This window comes from Streptomyces sp. NPDC030183, assembly GCF_055573455.1.
In genome coordinates, this window is the sequence record NZ_JBVIBK010000017.1 from 46,731 (window position 1) to 67,009 (window position 20,279).

Genomic DNA, 20,279 nt, shown 5'->3' on the forward strand with positions numbered 1-20,279 from the left:
GACACCCCGGTTCCCGAAAGGCCCCCTGGTGGAGATCCCCGCCCTCACCGACGCCGAAGAGCTCACCTGCGACGTCCTCGTCATCGGTGGCGGCACCGCCGGCACCATGGCCGCCCTGACCGCCGCCGAGCACGGCGCGAACGTCCTGCTCCTGGAGAAGGCGCACGTCCGCCACTCCGGCGCCCTCGCCATGGGCATGGACGGCGTCAACAACGCCGTCATTCCCGGCCGCGCCGAACCGGACGACTACGTCGCCGAGATCACCCGCGCCAACGACGGCATCGTCGACCAGTCCACGGTGCGCCAGACCGCGACCCGCGGTTTCGACATGGTGCGGCGGCTGGAGTCGTACGGGGTGAAGTTCGAGAAGGACGAGCTGGGCGAGTACGCCGTCCGGCAGGTCCACCGCTCCGGTTCGTACGTGCTGCCCATGCCGGAGGGCAAGGACGTCAAGAAGGTCCTCTACCGGCAGCTGCGGCGCCGCGAGATGCGGGAGCGGATCCGTGTCGAGAACCGGGTGATGCCGGTGCGCGTGCTGACGGCGGGCGAGGGCGCGAAGCGGCGCGCGGTGGGCGCGGCGGGCTTCAACACCCGCACGGGGCGGTTCGTGACGGTCCGCGCCGGCGCGGTGATCCTCGCGACGGGCGCCTGCGGCCGCCTCGGCCTGCCCGCCTCCGGCTATCTGTACGGCACGTACGAGAACCCGACCAACGCGGGCGACGGCTACGCCATGGCGTACCACGCGGGCGCCGAACTGACCGGCATCGAGTGCTTCCAGATCAACCCGCTGATCAAGGACTACAACGGCCCGGCCTGCGCCTATGTCGCCAACCCCTTCGGCGGCTACCAGGTCAACCGGCACGGCGAGCGCTTCGTCGACTCCGACTACTGGTCCGGCCAGATGATGGCCGAGTTCGCGGCGGAGGTCGCCTCCGACCGGGGGCCGGTGTACCTGAAGCTGAGCCATCTGCCCGAGGAGTCGATCGCGTCCCTGGAGTCGATCCTGCACTCCACCGAGCGGCCCACCCGCGGGACCTTCCACGAGAACCGCGGCCACGACTACCGCACCCACGACATCGAGATGCACATCTCCGAGATCGGCCTGTGCGGCGGCCACTCCGCCTCGGGCGTCCGCGTCGACGACCACGCCCGTACGACCGTCCCACACCTCTACGCCGCCGGCGACCTGGCCTGCGTCCCGCACAACTACATGATCGGCGCGTTCGTCTTCGGCGACCTGGCGGGCGCGGACGCCTCCCAGTACGCCCCGTACGAGGGGGAGTTGCCCTCCGCGCAGCTCCGCGAGGCGCACGAGCTGGTCTACCGCCCGCTGCGCAACCCGGACGGCCCGCCACAGCCCCAGGTCGAGTACAAGCTGCGCCGCTTCGTGAACGACTACGTGGCCCCGCCGAAGTCCGGCGCCCGGCTCTCGCTCGCCCTGGAGGCGTTCGAACGGATGCGGGACGACATCGCCGCCATGGGGGCCCGCACTCCGCACGAGCTGATGCGCTGCGCCGAGGTCACCTTCATCCGCGACTGCGCCGAGATGGCCGCCCGCGCGTCGCTGGCCCGCACCGAGTCCCGCTGGGGCCTCTACCACGACCGTCTCGACCACCCCCAGCGCGACGACGCCTCGTGGTTCCACCACCTCGACCTGTACAAGTCCCCGTCGTCCGGCGCCATGGAGTTCACCGCCCGCCCCGTGGCCCCCTACCTGGTCCCCGTCGAGGAGTTCACCCCCGTCGGCGGCCCGCCCCGCCCCTTGGGCGAGGTCCACCCGGAGGACGTGGCCACGGCCGGCGCGAGGGAAGCGGCACCGGTGGCCCGGGACGCGAGCGGGGGCGGGGACACGGACGCGGCCGGGAAGGCCGGCCCCGACTCGTCCGCCTCGTCCGACTCGTCCGGCCCGCCCGGCCCGCCCGGCCCGCCCGGCTCGTCCGGCTCGTCCGGCTCGTCCGGCTCGGGAAGCGAGCCGCCCCGGACGGCCTCCGATCCCTCCGCCCGTCTCCTCGAACTCGTCGCCCTGGCCGATGAGCAGCCCGAACTCCCCGCCCTGCGGCCCTACCTCTCCGACCCGTCACCCACCGTCCGGCGCGAGGCGGTCGCCGTCCTGACGGAGACACTGCCGCCGGGCACCGGCCCCGCCCTGGCGGAGGCGCTCCGGGACGGCGCCGCCGAGGTACGGGCCGCGGCGGCGGCCTCCCTCCGGGAGCTTGTCGAGACGCTTCCGGCCGAGCCCGCCCTGCGCGACGGTCTGGCCGCCGCGCTGACCGAGCCCGACGCTGTCGTCCGCGCGGCCGCACTGGACGTCCTGCGCGCCCTGCGCCTCGGCGACACGGCGCTGTTCGCGGCCTCGCTGGCCGACACCGACACCGCGGTCCGCATCGAGGCCGTCCGCGCCCTCGTCTCCGTCGACGCGGCCGAGGAACTCGCCCACGCGGCGACCACCGACCCGTCCCGCGAGGTCCGCGTGACCCTCGCCAAGGCACTGGCCACGGTCACCACGGCGGCCACGAACCACTCGGCCGCGCCCCACACGGCGCTCACCGCCCTCACCGCCCTGGTCGACGATGTCGACGCCCTGGTGCGCGCCGCCGCCTACGGCGCGCTGGGCACGGTCGGCTGCCCGCCGCCCCTCGCCACGCGAGCCGTGACCGACCTGTCCGACCCTGCCTGGCAGGTGCGGGCCGGCGCCGCGACCGCCCTGTCTGCCGCGGACACCGCCACCGCGGTCCCGGCCCTGGCCCGGGCCCTCGCCGACGCCAACGCGGACGTCCGCAAGGCCGCGGTCCTCTCCCTGACCCGCCACACCGCCACCGAGGAAGCCCGCACGGCCCTCACCACGGCCACCAAGGACTCGGACGCCGACGTCAGGGCCTACGCGTCACGGGCCCTGTGACCCTCCGGCCCGTCAGTCCCGTCAGTCCCGTCAGTCCCGTCAGGCCCAGTCGTCGTAGTCGGGTTCCGGTTCGTCCTCCGGCCAGTCGAAGGAGCTGTCCGCACCCCCGGCGCCCGCGTCAGGCGCCGGGGCTCCGGCCCCTCCGGAAGCCGCCGGCGGTGTCTCCCGGGGCGCCCCCGCGCCGAGCGAGGCGAGCACCCCGAGCACGCCCTCCCCGTAGGTCGCCAGCTTCTTCTCGCCGATGCCGCTGATCGTGCCGAGTTCCGCCACGGAGGCGGGCGCGGTCGCGGCGATCTCCCGCAGGGTCGCGTCGTGGAAGATCACATACGCCGGGACGCCCTGTTCGCGGGCCTGCTCCGCACGCCACGCCCGCAGCGCCTCGAAGACCGGCAGCAGTTCCTCCGGCAGCTCCGCGACGGCGGCCTTGGCCTTCCGCTCGCCCCGCCCGGAGCCCGACGACCCCGAGCCCGTCCCCGACGCCGACCGCGAGGTCACCGGCTTCTTGGGCTCCTTGCGCAGCGGCACCTCCCGCTCACGCCGCAGTACCGCCCCGCTGGCCTCGGTGAGCACCAGCGTGCCGTACTCGCCCTCCACCGCGAGCAGCCCCTGGGCGAGCAACTGCCGTACGACGCCCCGCCATTCGCCCTCGGACAGCTCCGCCCCGATACCGAAGACGGACAGCTGGTCGTGGTCGAACTGGATGACCTTGGCGGTCCGCTTGCCCAGCAGGATGTCGACGATCTGCACGGCCCCGAACTTCTGCCCGCGCTCCCGCTGCAACCGCACCACCGTGGAGAGCACCTTCTGCGCCGCCACGGTGCCGTCCCAGGTCTCCGGCGGGACGAGGCACGTGTCGCAGTTGCCGCAGCCGCCGGCGTCCGGGTCCTGGCCGAAGTAGCGCAGGAGCTGTCCGCGTCGGCACTGGACGGTCTCGCAGAGCGCCAGCATGGCGTCGAGGTGGGCGGCGGCCCGGCGGCGGAACGCCTCGTCGCCCTCCGAGCCCTGGATGAGCTTGCGCTGCTGTATGACGTCGTTCAGCCCGTACGCCATCCATGCCGTGGACGGCAGTCCGTCGCGGCCGGCGCGGCCGGTCTCCTGGTAGTAGCCCTCGACCGACTTCGGCAGGTCCAGGTGGGCGACGAACCGTACGTCGGGCTTGTCGATGCCCATGCCGAAGGCGATCGTGGCGACGACCACGAGCCCTTCCTCGCGCAGGAACCGCGACTGGTGTGCCGCGCGGGTGCCCGCGTCGAGCCCGGCGTGGTACGGCACCGCCTCGATGCCGTTGGCGCTCAGGAACTCGGCGGTCCGCTCGACGGAGTTGCGGGACAGGCAGTAGACGATGCCGGCGTCCCCCGGGTGCTCCTGCCGCAGGAAGGACAGCAACTGCTTCTTCGGGTCGGCCTTGGGCACGATCCGGTACTGGATGTTGGGCCGGTCGAAGCTGGCCTCGAAGTGCCGGGCCTGCGGCATGGAGAGCCGCTCGGTGATCTCCCGGTGGGTGGCCCGGGTGGCGGTGGCGGTGAGCGCGATGCGCGGCACGTCGGGCCAGCGCTGCCCCAGCACGGACAGGGTCAGATAGTCGGGCCTGAAGTCATGGCCCCACTGCGAGACACAGTGCGCCTCGTCGATCGCGAAGACGGAGATCTTGCCGCGGGCCAGCAGATCCAGGGTGGCGTCGAGGCGCAACCGCTCCGGGGCGAGGTAGAGCAGGTCCAGTTCGCCGGCGAGGAACTGTGCCTCGACGACCCGCCGCTCGTCGAAGTCCTGCGTGGAGTTGATGAACCCGGCCTGCACGCCCAGGGCGCGCAGCGCGTCCACCTGGTCCTGCATCAGCGCGATCAGGGGGGAGACCACGATGCCCGTCCCCGGGCGGACCAGGGCCGGGATCTGGTAGCAGAGGGACTTGCCGCCGCCGGTCGGCATCAGGACGACGGCGTCACCGCCCGCCACCACATGGTCGATGACCGCTTCCTGCTCGCCCCGGAAGGCGTCGTACCCGAAGACCCGGTGGAGCACGGCCAGCGCCTCGCTGTCCGCCGGCCCTGCCGTCGTCCTGCCCTCGTCCGCCATCACACTCGTCCCGCCCGTCCCGGTCATCGTCCGTCTCCCCCGCTTCCTCCAGCCCTTGCCACGATAGGCGCCCGCACCGACAGCCTCAGAGTTATCCACAGGCTCCACTCTTCGGGGTCCCGGACCCGACCCCTCCGATTCCTTGCCCGGCGACCGCGTCTCAGCCCATTGGACGACCCGCGTGGCAGGGGCCCGGGGGCCGGGCGATGCTGACGCGGGAAAGAGGGGCGCCCGCCACCCGGAGGCCCGCCACCCCACGCTTCGGGCGCCGCCCCCGCGCGCCCCCTTCGTCCCGCAAGGAGCTCCGCGACATGTCCCCGTTGAAGGCCGCCTGCGCTCTCGCCCTGGCCGCCGCTGTCACGTTCACCGCGGCCCCCGCGCACGCCGACACCCCGTACGACCCGTCGCCGGCCGCCTGGCACGAGCTGGGCGAGACGTACCTCGCGACGTCGAAGTACGGGTACGAGCCGTTCGCCGCCCCGGACGGGTACCTCGACACCAGGGAGTGCGCGGTCCGGCCGGGTGACGGCGCCATGGGCTACCACTACGTCAACCAGGACGGCATCGGCTCCACCGAGCCCACCGAGCCGGCCGCACTGCTGTACGAGGAGAAGGACGGCAAGCGCAGGCTGGTCGCCGTGGAGTGGATCGTCCGGGACACCGGGCAGACCCGCCCGGTGCTGTTCGGCAGACCGTTCGACGGCCCGTTCACCGACGTCCCCGGTCTGCCGAAGCACTACTCGCTGCACGCCTGGCTGTACAAGAAGAACCCGAAGGGCCTCTTCCACGCCTGGAACCCGGACGTGAAGTGCCCCGACGACAAGCCCAAGCCCGCCCCCTGATCCGCCGCGGCACCGCACACATGACGGGACCCGGCCCCCCGAGGGCCGGGTCCCGTCATGTCAGCCCCACCGAGCGGGGCGTCAGCGCACGAACACTCCCGCCTGACTCGCCAGGTCCAGGAAGTACTGCGGTGCCACGCCCAGGACGAGCGTGACGGCCACACCGACGCCGATCGCCGTCATGGTGAGCGGCGACGGCACGGCGACCGTCGGCCCCTCGGGGCGCGGCTCGCTGAAGAACATGAGCACGATGACGCGGATGTAGAAGAAGGCGGCGATCGCCGACGAGATCACACCGACCACGACGATCGCACCCGCGCCGCCCTCCGCGGCCGCCTTGAACACGGCGAACTTGCCCGCGAACCCGGAGGTCAGCGGGATGCCCGCGAAGGCCAGCAGGAACACCGCGAACACGGCCGCGACCAGCGGTGACCTGCGTCCGAGCCCGGCCCACTTGGACAGGTGGGTCGCCTCGCCGCCCGCGTCCCGCACGAGCGTGACCACGGCGAACGCGCCGATCGTCACGAACGAGTAGGCGCCCAGGTAGAACAGCACCGAGGAGACACCGTCCGGCGTGGTCGCGATGACACCGGCGAGGATGAAGCCCGCGTGCGCGATCGACGAGTACGCGAGCAGTCGCTTGATGTCAGTCTGGGTGATGGCGACGATCGCGCCGCCCAGCATGGTGACGATGGCGACGGCCCACATGACCGGCCGCCAGTCCCAGCGCAGACCGGGCAGGACGACGTACAGGATCCTGAGGAGCGCGCCGAACGCCGCCACCTTCGTGGCCGCGGCCATGAAGCCGGTGACCGGCGTGGGCGCACCCTGGTAGACGTCGGGCGTCCACATGTGGAACGGCACCGCGCCGACCTTGAACAGCAGGCCCATGACCAGCATGGCGGCGCCGATGAGGAGCAGCGCGTCGTTGCCCATGGTGCCGGCGAGGGCGGGGCTGACCTCCCCGACGGTGCCGTCGACGACCCGGGCGATGGTGCCGTACTTCACGGAGCCCGCGTAGCCGTACAGCAGGGCGATGCCGAAGAGGGTGAAGGCGGAGGCGAAGGCGCCGAGGAGGAAGTACTTGACGGCGGCCTCCTGTGACATGAGCCGCTTGCGGCGGGCCACGGCGCACAGCAGGTACAGCGGCAGCGAGAAGACTTCCAGGGCGATGAACAGGGTCAGCAGGTCGTTCGCCGCGGGGAAGATCAGCATGCCGCCGATGGCGAAGAGCAGCAGCGGGAACACCTCGGTGGTGGTGAAGCCCGCCTTGACGGCGGCCTTCTCGCTGTCGCTGCCGGGGACGGACGCGGCCTGCGCGGCGAAGGAGTCGACGCGGTTGCCGTGCGCCGCCGGGTCGAGGCGCCGTTCGGCGAAGGTGAACACGCCGAGGATGCCGGCGAGCAGGATCGTGCCCTGGAGGAACAGGGCCGGTCCGTCGACCGCGACGGCGCCCATCGCGACGATGCCCGACTTGGTCGTGGCGTATCCGCCCGCCGCGAGCCCGATCACCGCGGCGAAGGCGGCGGCGAGGGCGACGACGGACAGGAAGACCTGGGCGTAGTAGCGGGTCCTGCGGGGGACGAACGCCTCGACCAGCACGCCGAGGACGGCCGCCCCGATGACGATCAAGGTGGGCGACAATTGCCCGTATTCGATGTCCGGCGCACCGATCTTGTCGATCGGCTCTGCCGCCGTTGTCCACAGGCTGTGGACGGCTGATGCGCTCACTTGGCCGCCTCCACCTCGGGCCGGGGGTCCTTCTTCTCCACGTCGGACAAGGTCTGCTTGACCGCCGGGTTGACGATGTCGGTGACGGGCTTCGGGTAGACACCCAGGAAGATCAGCAGAACGATCAGCGGGGCGACCACGACCAGTTCCCGCACCCGCAGGTCGGCCATGCCCTCGACCTCCGCCTTCACCGGGCCCGTCATCGTCCGCTGGTAGAGGACGAGGGTGTAGAGCGCGGCGAGGACGATGCCGACGGTGGCGATGATCCCGATGACCGGGTAACGCGCGAACGTGCCCACCAGGACCAGGAACTCGCTGACGAACGGGGCGAGCCCCGGCAGCGACAGGGTGGCGAGACCGCCGATCAGGAAGGTGCCGGCGAGCACCGGGGCGACCTTCTGGACGCCGCCGTAGTCGGCGATCAGCCGCGATCCGCGCCGGGAGATCAGGAACCCGGCGACCAGCATCAGGGCCGCGGTGGAGATGCCGTGGTTGACCATGTAGAGCGTGGCGCCCGACTGGCCCTGGCTGGTCATCGCGAAGATGCCGAGGACGATGAACCCGAAGTGGGAGATCGACGCGTAGGCGACCAGCCGCTTGATGTCGCGCTGGCCGACCGCGAGCAGCGCCCCGTAGATGATGCTGATCAGGGCGAGGACGAGGATCACGGGCGTCGCCCAGCTGCTGGCCTCCGGGAACAGCTGGAGGCAGAAGCGGAGCATCGCGAAGGTGCCGACCTTGTCGACGACCGCCGTGATCAGCACGGCGACCGGGGCCGTCGACTCCTGCATGGCGTTGGGCAGCCAGGTGTGCAGCGGCCACAGCGGCGCCTTCACCGCGAAGGCGAAGAAGAACCCGAGGAACAGCCACCGCTCGGTGCTGGTCGCCATGTCCAACGAGCCGTTGGCGCGGGCCTCGGCGATCTCGGTGAGGGAGAAGTTCCCGGCGACGACGTACAGGCCGATCACGGCGGCCAGCATGATCAGGCCGCCGACCAGGTTGTAGAGGAGGAACTTGACGGCGGCGTACGACCGCTGGGTGGACGCCGCCTCCTCGCCGTGCTCGTGGGCACGGTCCCCGAAGCCGCCGATGAGGAAGTACATCGGGATGAGCATGGCTTCGAAGAAGATGTAGAAGAGGAAGACGTCGGTGGCCTCGAACGAGATGATCACCATCGCCTCGACGAGCAGGATCAGCGCGAAGAAGCCCTGGGTGGGCCGCCACCGCTTGCTGCCGGTCTCCAGCGGGTCGGCGTCGTGCCAGCCCGCGAGGATGATGAAGGGGATCAGCAGCGCCGTGAGCGCGATCATCGCGACCGCGATGCCGTCCACGCCCAGTTCGTACCGCACCCCGAAGTCCTTGATCCAGGCGTGGGACTCGGTGAGCTGGTAGCGGTCGCCGCCGGGGTCGAAGCGGACCAGGACGACCGCGGCGAGCACCAGGGTGGCCAGCGAGACGATCAGCGCCAGCCATTTCGCGGCGGTCCGCCGGGCGGCCGGTACGGCGGCCGTGGCGATCGCCCCCAGGGCCGGGAGCACCGCCGTCGCTGTCAGCAGAGGAAAGGACATCGGTATCAGACCGCCCTCATCAGCAGGGTCGCGGCGATGAGGATCGCAGCGCCGCCGAACATCGAGACCGCGTACGACCGGGCATAGCCGTTCTGGATGCGGCGCAGCCGCCCGGAGAGGCCGCCCATGCCGGCCGCGGTGCCGTTGACGACACCGTCGACCAGGGTGTGGTCGACGTAGACCAGGGATCGCGTGAGGTGCTCTCCGCCGCGGACGAGGACCACGTGGTTGAAGTCGTCCTGGAGGAGGTCGCGGCGGGCGGCCCGGGTGAGCAGCGAACCGCGCGGGGCGACGACCGGGACGGGGCGGCGCCCGTACTGGAGCCAGGCCAGGCCGACGCCGATGACCATCACGGCGACCGTGGACGCGGTGACCGCGGCGGCGCCGATCGGCGGGTGACCGTGCGCGTGCCCGGTGACCGGCTCCAGCCAGTGGATGAACCGGTCGCCGATGCTGAAGAACCCGCCCGCGAAGACCGATCCGACGGCCAGCACGATCATCGGGATCGTCATGACCCTGGGCGACTCGTGCGGGTGCGGTTCACTGTGGGCGCCGTGGTGTTCGGCGGCGGGCTCGACGTCCGGCTCCGCCGGGGAGGCGGTCGGCCGGTGGCGCCAGCGCTCCTCGCCGAAGAACGTCATCAGCATCACGCGGGTCATGTAGAACGCGGTGATGGCCGCGCCCAGCAGGGCCACGCCGCCGAGGATCCAGCCCTCGGTGCCGCCCTTGGCGAACGCCGCCTCGATGATCTTGTCCTTGGAGAAGAAGCCGGACAGTCCGGGGAATCCGATGATGGCGAGGTAGCCGAGGCCGAACGTGATGAACGTGATCGGCATGTATTTGCGGAGGCCGCCGTACTTGCGCATGTCGACCTCGTCGTTCATGCCGTGCATGACCGAACCGGCGCCGAGGAACAGCCCGGCCTTGAAGAAGCCGTGCGTCACCAGGTGCATGATCGCGAAGACGTAGCCGATGGGGCCGAGGCCCGCGGCGAGCACCATGTAGCCGATCTGCGACATGGTCGAACCGGCGAGGGCCTTCTTGATGTCGTCCTTCGCGCAACCGACGATCGCACCGAACAGCAGCGTGACCGCGCCGACCACGGTGGTCACCAGCTGCGCGTCGGGGGCGGCGTTGAAGATGTCGGCGGAGCGGACGATCAGGTAGACGCCGGCGGTGACCATGGTCGCGGCGTGGATGAGGGCCGAGACCGGGGTCGGGCCCTCCATCGCGTCCCCGAGCCAGGACTGCAGCGGCACCTGCGCGGACTTGCCGCACGCGGCGAGCAGCAGCATCAGGGCGATGGCGGTGAGCTTGCCCTCGGTCGCCTCGCCGGTGGCCTCCAGGACCGGCCCGAAGGCGAACGTCCCGAAGGTGGTGAACATCAGCATGATGGCGATGGACAGGCCCACGTCGCCGACGCGGTTGACCAGGAACGCCTTCTTCGCGGCGGTGGCCGCGCTGGGCTTGTGCTGCCAGAAGCCGATGAGGAGGTAGGAGGCGAGACCGACGCCCTCCCAGCCGACGTACAGCAGCAGGTAGTTGTCGGCGAGGACGAGCAGCAGCATCGCCGCGAGGAACAGGTTCAGATAGCCGAAGAAGCGGCGTCGGCGCTCGTCGTGCTCCATGTAGCCGATGGAGTACACGTGGATGAGCGAGCCGACTCCGGTGATCAGCAGCACGAACGTCATCGACAGCTGGTCGAGCTGGAAGGCGACGTCCGCCTGGAAGCCCTCGACGGGGATCCAGCTGAACAGGAACTGGTGCATCGCACGGTGTTCGGGGTCCTTGCCGAGCATGTCGGCGAAGAGGACGACACCGACGACGAACGAGGCGGCGGCGAGGACCGTGCCGATCCAGTGGCCGACGGCGTCGAGGCGCCGGCCGCCGCACAGCAGGACGGCGGCTCCGAGCAGGGGCGCCGCGATCAGCAGCGCAATCAGGTTCTCCACGATTCTTCCGACCCCTTACAGCTTCATCAGGCTGGCGTCGTCGACCGAGGCCGAGTGGCGGGAACGGAACAGCGACACGATGATCGCGAGTCCGACCACGACCTCCGCGGCGGCGACGACCATCGTGAAGAAGGCGATGATCTGGCCGTCGAGATTGCCGTGCATACGGGAGAACGCGACGAGGGCGAGGTTGCAGGCGTTGAGCATCAGCTCGACGCACATGAACACAACGATCGCGTTCCGCCTGATCAGGACGCCGGTGGCGCCGATCGTGAACAGCAGGGCGGCGAGATAGAGGTAGTTGACGGGATTCACTTCGATGCCTCCCCGCTCTTACCGCTGTTGCTGCGCTCCAGGCGGTCCTCGGCGCGCTGCTCCAGGGCCTTGAGGTCGCTCAGCGCCTCGGTCGACACGTCGCGGATCTGGCCGCGGTCCCGCAGCGTCTTGCTGACGGTCAGCTCGGACGGGGTGCCGTCGGGCAGCAGGCCCGCGATGTCGACCGCGTTGTGCCGGGCGTAGACGCCGGGGGCCGGCAGCGGCGGGAGGTGCTTGCCCTCGCGGACGCGCTGCTCGGACAGTTCGCGCTGGGTCTTCGCGCGCTCGGTGCGCTCGCGGTGGGTGAGCACCATGGCGCCGACGGCGGCCGTGATCAGCAGGGCGCCGGTGAGTTCGAAGGCGAACACGTAGTCGGTGAAGATGAGGGCGGCGAGGCCCTCCACGTTGCCCCCGGAGTTCGCCTGGCCGAGGCCGTTGAACTCGGTGAGCGCCGCGTTGCCGATGCCCCCGACGAGCAGGATGCCGAAGCCGAGACCGCACAGCAGGGCCAGCCAGCGCTGCCCCTTGATGGTCTCCTTCAGGGAGTCCGCCGCGGTGACGCCGACGAGCATCACCACGAACAGGAACAGCATCATGATCGCGCCGGTGTAGACGACGATCTGCACGATGCCCAGGAAGTAGGCGCCGTTGGCGAGGTAGAACACGGCCAGGACGATCATGGTGCCGGCGAGGCAGAGCGCGCTGTGCACGGCCTTCTTCATGAAGACGGTGCACAGGGCGCCGATCACCGCGATCGTGCCGAGCACCCAGAACTGGACGGCCTCACCGGTGGAGGTCGTGTACGCGGCGAGTTGGTGCGTCATCGGCGGATCACCTTCTCCGACGCGGGCTCGCCCTCACCGAAGGTGGACTCGGCCTCCTGCGGCACCTCGCCCTTGGAGAGGGCGACCTGCTGCTCGGTGCCGGGCGCGGCCTCGGTGACCAGGCCCCGGTAGTAGTCCTGCTCGTCGGTGCCCGGGTAGATGGCGTGCGGCGTGTCGACCATGCCGTCCTCGAGCCCGGCGAGCAACTGCTCCTTGGTGTAGATGAGGTTGGCGCGGCTGGAGTCGGCCAGCTCGAACTCGTTGGTCATCGTCAGCGCGCGCGTGGGGCACGCCTCGATGCACAGTCCGCACAGGATGCAGCGGGCGTAGTTGATCTGATAGACGCGGCCGTACCGCTCGCCCGGCGAGTAGCGCTCCTCGTCCGTGTTGTCCGCGCCCTCCACGTAGATCGCGTCGGCGGGGCAGGCCCAGGCACACAGCTCGCAGCCGACGCACTTCTCCAGGCCGTCCGGATGGCGGTTGAGCTGGTGCCGGCCGTGGAACCGCGGAGCGGTGGTCTTCTCCTGCTCCGGGTACTGCTCGGTCAGCCGCTTCTTGAACATGGCCTTGAAGGTCACGCCGAAGCCGGCGACGGGGTTCTGGAAACCCGGCTTGGTCTCCTTGGGCTCATCAGCCATCGGACGCCTCCCTCCCATTCGAAGATCCGTCACTGTCAGTATCGGACCCGCCACTGACAATCAGCTCCCGCTCGCGGCGCGGACGCCTGCGCGGCACCGGCGGGAGGATCTGTCCGGGCAGGGGCGGTACGGGGAATCCGCCGGCCATCGGGTCGAAGGCGGCCGGTTCGGCGGGCTGGTCCTGGCTCTCGCGCTTGTCGCGGAAGATGTCCGCGACGAACGACAGCAGGAACAGCACGACGACGGCACCGGCGACGTACAGCGCGATCTGGGCGAAGTCGTAGTTCTCGTTGCGGAGGGTCCGGATGGTCGCGACGAGCATCAGCCAGACCACGGAGACCGGGAGGAGGACCTTCCAGCCGAGCTTCATCAGCTGGTCGTAGCGGACGCGCGGGAGCGTGCCGCGCAGCCAGATGAAGAAGAACAGCAGCAGCTGCACCTTCACCACGAACCAGAGCATCGGCCACCAGCCGTGGTTGGCGCCCTCCCAGAAGGTGCTGATGGGCCAGGGGGCCCGCCAGCCGCCGAGGAAGAGGGTCACCGACACCGCCGAGACCGTCACCATGTTCACGTACTCGGCGAGCATGAACATCGCGAACTTGATCGACGAGTACTCGGTGTTGAAGCCGCCGACCAGGTCGCCCTCGGACTCCGGCATGTCGAACGGGGCGCGGTTGGTCTCGCCGACCATGGTCACGATGTAGATCACGAACGAGACCGGCAGCAGCACGATGTACCAGCGGTCCTGCTGGGCCTCCACGATCGCCGACGTCGACATCGACCCGGAGTAGAGGAACACCGAGGCGAACGCGGCACCCATGGCGATCTCGTAGGAGATCATCTGCGCGCAGGACCGCAGGCCGCCCAGCAGCGGGTAGGTGGATCCGGAGCTCCAGCCCGCCAGCACGATGCCGTAGATGCCGACGGAGGCGACCGCGAGGATGTACAGCATCGCGATCGGCAGGTCGGTGAGCTGCATCGTGGTGCGCTGGCCGAAGATCGAGATCTCGTTGCCCGCGGGGCCGAAGGGGATCACCGCGATCGCCATGAAGGCCGGGATGGCCGCGACGATCGGCGCGAGGACGTAGACCACCTTGTCCGCGCGTTTGACGATGACGTCTTCCTTCAGCATCAGCTTGATGCCGTCGGCGAGCGACTGGAGCATGCCCCAGGGGCCGTGCCGGTTGGGGCCGATGCGCAGCTGCATCCAGGCGACGACCTTGCGCTCCCACACGATGGAGAACAGCACGGTCAGCATCAGGAAGGCGAAGCAGAACACGGCCTTGACGACGACCAGCCACCAGGGGTCGCGGCCGAACATCGAGAGGTCTTCTGCGGCGAGGGTGTACGCGCTCATGCCTCCACCTCCTCGGGGGCCTCGGCGGCGAGCGTCGCGGGGCCGATGCGGACGAGTGCGCCGGGCAGCGCCCCGGTGTCGGAGGCGACGCCCGAGCCCGCGGAGTTCAGCGGCAGCCAGACGACGCGGTCGGGCATGTCGGTGATCTGCAGCGGGAGTTCGACGACGCCCTCGGGCCCGGTGACCGCCAGCAGGTCACCGTTCTTGACGCCGGCCTCGGCGGCCGTCGCGGCGGACACGCGCGCGTGCGCGGCGTGCCGGGTGCCGGCGAGCGCCTCGTCGCCGTCCTGGAGGCGGCCCTGGTCGAGCAGCAGCCGGTGTCCGGCCAGGACGGCCTCCCCGGCGGCGGGCCGGGGCAACCCGGCGGCGATCTCGACGGGTTCGGTGGCCCGCGAGCCGTCCCAGGCGCCGAGCCGGTCCAGCTCCGCGCGCGTGGTGCGCAGGTCGGGCAGTCCGAGGTGGACGTCCATGGCGTCGGCGAGCATCTGCAGCACCCGCCCGTCGGTGGGCGCCAGACGGCGGGTCATCTGGTCGGGCTTGAGCGCGGCCTCGAACGGCCGGACCCTGCCCTCCCAGTTGATGAAGCTGCCCGCCTTCTCGGCGACGGCGGCGACCGGGAGGACGACGTCGGCGTGGTCGGTGACCTCGCTGGGCCGCAGTTCCAGGGAGACCAGGAAGCCCACCGCGGCCAGCGCCTCACGCGCGCGTGCCGGTTCGGGCAGGTCGGCGACCTCGACACCGGCCACCACCAGCGCCCCGAGCTCTCCGGTGGCGGCGGCCTCGACGATCTGCCCGGTGTCGCGGCCGTAGCGCAGCGGGAGCTGGGCGACGCCCCAGGCGGCGGCGATCTCGTCCCGCGCGCGCGGGTCGGTGGCCGGGCGGCCGCCCGGCAGCAGCGACGGCAGCGCGCCCGCCTCGATCGCACCGCGCTCCCCGGCCCTGCGCGGGATCCACACGAGCCGGGCGCCGGTCAGGGCGGCGGCCCGTACGGCGGCGGTGAGTCCGCCCGCGACGCCGGCGAGCCGCTCGCCGACGACGATGACGGCACCCTCGGTGCGCAGTGCCGCCGCGGCGTCGGTGCCGTCCCCTTCGAGTCCGGCGCCGCTCGCGAGGGCGTCCAGCCACTCGGTCTCGGTGCCGGGCGCGGCGGGCAGCAGCGTCCCGCCGGCCTTCTCCAGACCCCGGGTGGCGTGCGTGGCCACCGAGAAGACCCGCATCTTGCGCTTGCGCCAGGCCTTGCGCAGCCGCAGGAAGACGCCGGGGGCCTCCTCCTCGGCCTCGAACCCGACGAGGAGGACGGCGGGCGCCTTCTCCAGGGAGGTGTAGGTGACGCCCTTGCCGTCGAGGTCGTGGCCGCGGCCGGCGACCCGGGCGGCCAGGAAGTCGGCCTCCTCGCCGCTGTGCACGCGCGCGCGGAAGTCGATGTCGTTGGTGTCGAGCGCCACCCGCGCGAACTTGCTGTACGCGTAGGCGTCCTCGACGGTGAGCCGGCCACCGGTCAGGACACCGGCCCGGCCGCGCGCCGCGAGCAGCCCCTGGGCGGCGGCCTCCAGGGCCTCCGGCCAGGACGCGGGCTGGAGGACGCCCTCCTCGTCGCGGACGAGGGGGGTGGTCAGCCGGTCGGGGCGCTGCGCGTAGCGGAACGCGAAGCGTCCCTTGTCGCAGATCCACTCCTCGTTGACCTCGGGGTCGTCGGCGGCGAGCCGCCGCATGACCTTGCCGCGCCGGTGGTCGGTGCGGGTGGCGCAGCCGCCGGAGCAGTGCTCGCACACGGACGGCGAGGAGACGAGGTCGAAGGGCCGGGAGCGGAATCGGTACGCCGCCGAGGTCAGCGCGCCGACCGGGCAGATCTGGATGGTGTTCCCGGAGAAGTACGACTCGAAGGGGTCGCCCTCGCCGGTGCCGACCTGCTGGAGCGCGCCCCGCTCGACCAGTTCGATCATCGGGTCGCCGGCGACCTGGTTGGAGAAGCGGGTGCAGCGGGCGCACAGCACGCACCGCTCGCGGTCGAGCAGCACCTGCGTGGAGATCGGCACGGGCTTCTCGTAGGTGCGCTTGCGGCCCTCGAAGCGGGACTCGGCCTGGCCGTGCGACATGGCCTGGTTCTGCAGGGGGCACTCGCCGCCCTTGTCGCAGACGGGGCAGTCCAGCGGGTGGTTGATGAGCAGGAGCTCCATCACCCCCTTCTGGGCCTTCTCGGCGACCGGGGAGGTGAGGTGAGTCCTGACGACCATCCCGTCCGTACAGGTGATCGTGCAGGACGCCATGGGCTTGCGCTGGCCCTCGACCTCGACGATGCACTGGCGGCAGGCGCCGGCCGGGTCGAGCAGGGGGTGGTCGCAGAAGCGGGGGATCTCGATGCCGAGCTGTTCGGCGGCGCGGATGACCAGGGTGCCCTTGGGCACGCTGATGTCGACGCCGTCGATGGTCAGCGAGACGAGATCCTCCGGCGGGACCGCCGCCTCGCCGCCCCCGGAGGGAGCGCTTGTCGTCACGGTCATGCGTTCACCTCCGCGTGCTTGTCCTTGTCGGCCCAGGCGGTCGACCTGGCGGGGTCGAAGGGGCAGCCCCGGCCCGTGATGTGGTCCTCGTACTCCTCGCGGAAGTACTTCAGGGAGGAGAAGATCGGTGAGGCGGCGCCGTCGCCGAGGGCGCAGAACGACTTGCCGTTGATGTTGTCGGCGATGTCGTTGAGCTTGTCGAGGTCGCTCATGACGCCCTTGCCGGCCTCGATGTCGCGCAGCAGCTGGACGAGCCAGTACGTGCCTTCGCGGCAGGGGGTGCACTTGCCGCAGGACTCGTGGGCGTAGAACTCGGTCCAGCGGGTGACGGCCCGGACGACGCAGGTGGTCTCGTCGAAGCACTGGAGCGCCTTCGTGCCGAGCATGGAACCGGCGGCGCCCACTCCTTCGTAGTCGAGGGGGACGTCGAGGTGCTCGTCGGTGAACATCGGGGTCGAGGAGCCGCCCGGGGTCCAGAACTTCAGGCGGTGTCCGGGGCGCATGCCGCCGCTCATCTCCAGCAGCTGGCGCAGGGTGATGCCGAGCGGGGCCTCGTACTGGCCGGGGCTGGCGACGTGGCCGCTGAGCGAGTAGAGCGTGAAGCCGGGGGACTTCTCGCTGCCCATCGACCGGAACCATTCCTTGCCCCGGTGCAGGATGGCGGGAACCGACGCGATCGACTCGACGTTGTTCACGACAGTGGGACAGGCGTAGAGGCCTTCCACGGCGGGGAAGGGGGGACGCAGCCGCGGTTGACCACGGCGGCCTTCGAGCGAGTCGAGCAGCGCGGTCTCCTCACCGCAGATGTACGCGCCGGCGCCCGCGTGCACGGTGATGTCGAGGTCGAGTCCGCTGCCCAGGATGTTCTCGCCGAGGAAGCCCGCCTCGTAGGCCTCACGGACGGCCTCGTGCAACCGCCGCAGGACGGGGACGACCTCACCCCGCAGATAGATGAAGGCGTGCGACGACCGGATCGCGTAGCACGCGATGATCATGCCCTCGATGAGGCTGTGCGGGTTGGCGAACAGGAGCGGGATGTCCTTGCAGGTCCCCGGCTCCGACTCGTCGGCGTTGACAACGAGATAGTGCGGTTTTCCGTCTCCCTGAGGGATGAACTGCCATTTCATCCCGGTGGGGAAGCCGGCGCCGCCACGACCGCGCAGGCCGGATTCCTTGACGTACGCGATGAGGTCGTCCGGCGTCATGGCGAGCGCCTTGCGCAGCCCTTCGTAGCCGTCGTGGCGCCGGTAGACGTCCAGCGTCCAGGATTTGTCCTCGTCCCAGAACGCCGACAGCACGGGTGCGAGCAGCTTCTCGGGGCTGGTGCCCTTCATCTCGGGTGCCAATGTCATCACTCCCCCTCCTCGGCGGTGGGCCCCGCGGGGTGGGCCGGGTCGGAGGCCGACGTCTCCTGCGGCGCGTCGTGCGAGCTGAGGTGCTCGCCCGGTGACGGCTCGTGCACCGTGTCCTGCGGCTCGTCGTGCGGGCCGCCGTCCCGCGGATGGACCACACGCGCGGTCGCGGCCTCTCCCTTGGCCAGGCGCAGGCCCACCAGGGACGCGGGGCCGGCGCCGCCGCTCGCCTCGACGGCTCCGGGCCGCTCGTCGGGGAAGCCGGCGAGGATCCGCGCGGTCTCCTTGAAGGTGCACAGCGGCGCCCCGCGCGTGGGCTCGACCCGCGCCCCGGCCCGCAGGTCGTCCACGAGCCGCTTGGCGCTGTCCACGGTCTGGTTGTCGAAGAACTCCCAGTTGACCATCACGACCGGCGCGAAGTCGCAGGCCGCGTTGCACTCGATGTGCTCCAGGGTGACCTTGCCGTCGTCGGTGGTCTCGCCGTTGCCGACGCCGAGGTGATCCTGGAGCGCCTCGAAGATCGCGTCGCCGCCCATCACCGCGCACAGGGTGTTGGTGCAGACGCCCACCTGGTAGTCGCCGCTCGGCTTGCGCCGGTACATGGTGTAGAAGGTGGCGACCGCGGTGACCTCGGCCGTGGTCAGGCCCAGTACCTCGGCGCAGAAGCGCATGCCGGTGCGGGTGACGTGGCCCTCCTCGGACTGCACGAGGTGCAGCAGCGGGAGCAGGGCGGACCGGGAGTCGGGGTAGCGGGCGACGACCTCGGCCGCGTCTCGCTCGAGCCGGGCTCGAACGTCGTCCGGGTAGTCGGGCGCGGGCAGCTGGGGCATGCCCAGGCTGACACCGTCAGGGGTGGTGGTCACCGGTCGACGCCTCCCATCACGGGGTCGATGGACGCGACGGCGACGATGACGTCGGCGACCTGGCCGCCCTCGCACATCGCCGCCATGGTCTGCAGGTTGGTGAAGGACGGGTCGCGGTAGTGGACCCGGAAGGGGCGGGTGCCTCCGTCGGACACGACGTGCACCCCGAGTTCGCCCTTGGGTGACTCGACCGCCGCGTACGCCTGTCCCGGCGGGACGCGGAAGCCCTCGGTCACCAGCTTGAAGTGGTGGATCAGGGCCTCCATGGAGGTGCCCATGATCTTCTTGATGTGGTCCAGGGAGTTGCCGAGCCCGTCCGGTCCGAGGGCGAGCTGGGCGGGCCAGGCGATCTTCTTGTCCTCGACCATGACCGGGCCGGGCTGGAGCCGGTCCAGGCACTGCTCGACGATCCTGAGCGACTGGCGCATCTCCTCCAGCCGGATCAGGAAGCGGCCGTAGGAGTCGCAGGTGTCGGCGGTCGGGACGTCGAAGTCGTACGTCTCGTAACCGCAGTACGGCTGCGCCTTGCGCAGGTCGTGCGGGAGGCCGGCGGAGCGCAGGATCGGGCCGGTGGCGCCGAGGGCCATGCAGCCGGCCAGGTCGAGGTAGCCGACGTCCTGCATACGGGCCTTGAAGATGGGGTTCCCGGTGGCGAGCTTGTCGTACTCGGGGAGGTTCTTCTTCATCTTCTTCACGAACTCGCGGATCTGGTCCACCGCGCCGGGCGGCAGGTCCTGGGCGAGTCCGCCGGGCCGGATGTACGCGTGGTTCATGCGCAGGCCGGTGATGAGCTCGTAGATGTCGAGAATGAGTTCACGATCACGAAAGCCGTAGATCATGATCGTGGTGGCGCCCAGCTCCATGCCGCCGGTGGCGATACACACCAGGTGGGAGGAGAGCCGGTTCAGCTCCATCAGGAGCACGCGGATGATCGAGGCGCGGTCGGGGACCTGGTCCTCGATGCCGAGGAGCTTCTCGACCGCGAGGCAGTACGCCGTCTCGTTGAAGAACGGCGTCAGGTAGTCCATGCGCGTCACGAACGTGGTGCCCTGCGTCCACGTGCGGTACTCGAGGTTCTTCTCGATGCCGGTGTGGAGGTAGCCGATGCCGCAGCGGGCCTCGGTGACGGTCTCGCCGTCGATCTCCAGGATGAGCCGGAGCACACCGTGGGTGGACGGGTGCTGGGGGCCCATGTTGACGATGATGCGCTCGTCGTCGGACTTCGCCGCGGTCTCGGCGACCTCGTCCCAGTCGCCGCCGGTGACCGTGTAGACGGTGCCCTCGGTGGTCTCGCGCGGAGTTGCGGTAGTCATTGCGGCCTCCCGAAGGGAGTCGTTGAGGGGCGGTGGTCGGGCGACGGGTGG

Annotated in this window: 14 protein-coding genes; 2 read left to right on the plus strand and 12 right to left on the minus strand. The window is 70.7% G+C overall.

Annotation, left to right across the window (positions count from 1 at the left end):
* Nucleotides 1-28: 28 nt before the first annotated feature.
* Entirely contained in the window at nucleotides 29-2,899 is a 2,871-nt protein-coding gene (locus ACZ4Z2_RS21265; RefSeq protein ID WP_468078187.1) for a fumarate reductase/succinate dehydrogenase flavoprotein subunit, read from the plus strand.
* Nucleotides 2,900-2,938: 39 nt separating this feature from the next.
* Here ACZ4Z2_RS21265 and recQ read toward each other — a convergent pair whose 3' ends face one another.
* The gene (gene recQ, locus ACZ4Z2_RS21270; RefSeq protein ID WP_468078188.1) at nucleotides 2,939-4,999 is read right to left on the minus strand and encodes a DNA helicase RecQ; all 2,061 of its coding nucleotides are present in this window, start codon (nucleotides 4,997-4,999) and stop codon (nucleotides 2,939-2,941) included.
* 284 nt (nucleotides 5,000-5,283) lie between these two features.
* On the opposite strand from recQ, the gene ACZ4Z2_RS21275 reads away from it, so the two are divergent.
* Nucleotides 5,284-5,814 (plus strand): hypothetical protein, encoded by a 531-nt coding sequence (locus ACZ4Z2_RS21275; RefSeq protein WP_468078189.1) that lies wholly within the window; start codon nucleotides 5,284-5,286, stop codon nucleotides 5,812-5,814.
* A gap of 81 nt (nucleotides 5,815-5,895) precedes the next feature.
* On the opposite strand, the gene nuoN is transcribed toward ACZ4Z2_RS21275, so the two are convergent.
* The 11 genes from nuoN to ACZ4Z2_RS21330 are packed head-to-tail and all read right to left on the minus strand — an operon-like array spanning nucleotide 5,896 to nucleotide 20,228.
* On the minus strand, nucleotides 5,896-7,545 hold the full coding sequence (gene nuoN / locus ACZ4Z2_RS21280; RefSeq protein ID WP_468078190.1) for an NADH-quinone oxidoreductase subunit NuoN: 1,650 nt from the start codon (nucleotides 7,543-7,545) through the stop codon (nucleotides 5,896-5,898).
* Nucleotides 7,542-9,113, minus strand: a complete 1,572-nt coding sequence (locus tag ACZ4Z2_RS21285; RefSeq protein ID WP_468078191.1) for an NADH-quinone oxidoreductase subunit M — start codon at nucleotides 9,111-9,113, stop codon at nucleotides 7,542-7,544. Before ACZ4Z2_RS21285 ends, nuoN begins: the two co-directional genes overlap by 4 nt.
* Before the next feature lie 5 nt (nucleotides 9,114-9,118).
* Nucleotides 9,119-11,065 (minus strand): NADH-quinone oxidoreductase subunit L, encoded by a 1,947-nt coding sequence (gene nuoL / locus ACZ4Z2_RS21290; RefSeq protein WP_468078192.1) that lies wholly within the window; start codon nucleotides 11,063-11,065, stop codon nucleotides 9,119-9,121.
* 15 nt (nucleotides 11,066-11,080) lie between these two features.
* Complete coding sequence (gene nuoK / locus ACZ4Z2_RS21295) at nucleotides 11,081-11,380, minus strand: NADH-quinone oxidoreductase subunit NuoK (RefSeq protein ID WP_009310327.1); 300 nt, start codon at nucleotides 11,378-11,380, stop codon at nucleotides 11,081-11,083.
* The gene (locus ACZ4Z2_RS21300; protein ID WP_468078193.1) at nucleotides 11,377-12,204 is read right to left on the minus strand and encodes an NADH-quinone oxidoreductase subunit J; all 828 of its coding nucleotides are present in this window, start codon (nucleotides 12,202-12,204) and stop codon (nucleotides 11,377-11,379) included. Before ACZ4Z2_RS21300 ends, nuoK begins: the two co-directional genes overlap by 4 nt.
* On the minus strand, nucleotides 12,201-12,842 hold the full coding sequence (gene nuoI / locus ACZ4Z2_RS21305) for an NADH-quinone oxidoreductase subunit NuoI (RefSeq protein ID WP_468078194.1): 642 nt from the start codon (nucleotides 12,840-12,842) through the stop codon (nucleotides 12,201-12,203). Before nuoI ends, ACZ4Z2_RS21300 begins: the two co-directional genes overlap by 4 nt.
* The gene (gene nuoH / locus ACZ4Z2_RS21310; RefSeq protein WP_468078195.1) at nucleotides 12,835-14,199 is read right to left on the minus strand and encodes an NADH-quinone oxidoreductase subunit NuoH; all 1,365 of its coding nucleotides are present in this window, start codon (nucleotides 14,197-14,199) and stop codon (nucleotides 12,835-12,837) included. Before nuoH ends, nuoI begins: the two co-directional genes overlap by 8 nt.
* On the minus strand, nucleotides 14,196-16,700 hold the full coding sequence (locus ACZ4Z2_RS21315; protein WP_468078196.1) for an NADH-quinone oxidoreductase subunit G: 2,505 nt from the start codon (nucleotides 16,698-16,700) through the stop codon (nucleotides 14,196-14,198). The genes nuoH and ACZ4Z2_RS21315 overlap by 4 nt, the downstream gene beginning before the upstream one ends.
* A complete protein-coding gene (nuoF, locus tag ACZ4Z2_RS21320; protein WP_468078197.1) occupies nucleotides 16,697-18,052 on the minus strand; it encodes an NADH-quinone oxidoreductase subunit NuoF in 1,356 nt (451 codons plus the stop codon). The genes ACZ4Z2_RS21315 and nuoF overlap by 4 nt, the downstream gene beginning before the upstream one ends.
* Nucleotides 18,052-18,882 carry an NADH-quinone oxidoreductase subunit NuoE gene (nuoE, locus tag ACZ4Z2_RS21325; RefSeq protein WP_468078319.1) on the minus strand — a complete coding sequence of 277 codons (831 nt, stop codon included), beginning with the start codon at nucleotides 18,880-18,882 and terminating at the stop codon, nucleotides 18,052-18,054. Before nuoE ends, nuoF begins: the two co-directional genes overlap by 1 nt.
* 29 nt (nucleotides 18,883-18,911) lie before the next feature.
* Nucleotides 18,912-20,228 (minus strand): NADH-quinone oxidoreductase subunit D, encoded by a 1,317-nt coding sequence (locus ACZ4Z2_RS21330; protein ID WP_468078198.1) that lies wholly within the window; start codon nucleotides 20,226-20,228, stop codon nucleotides 18,912-18,914.
* Between the last annotated feature and the right edge of the window lie 51 nt (nucleotides 20,229-20,279).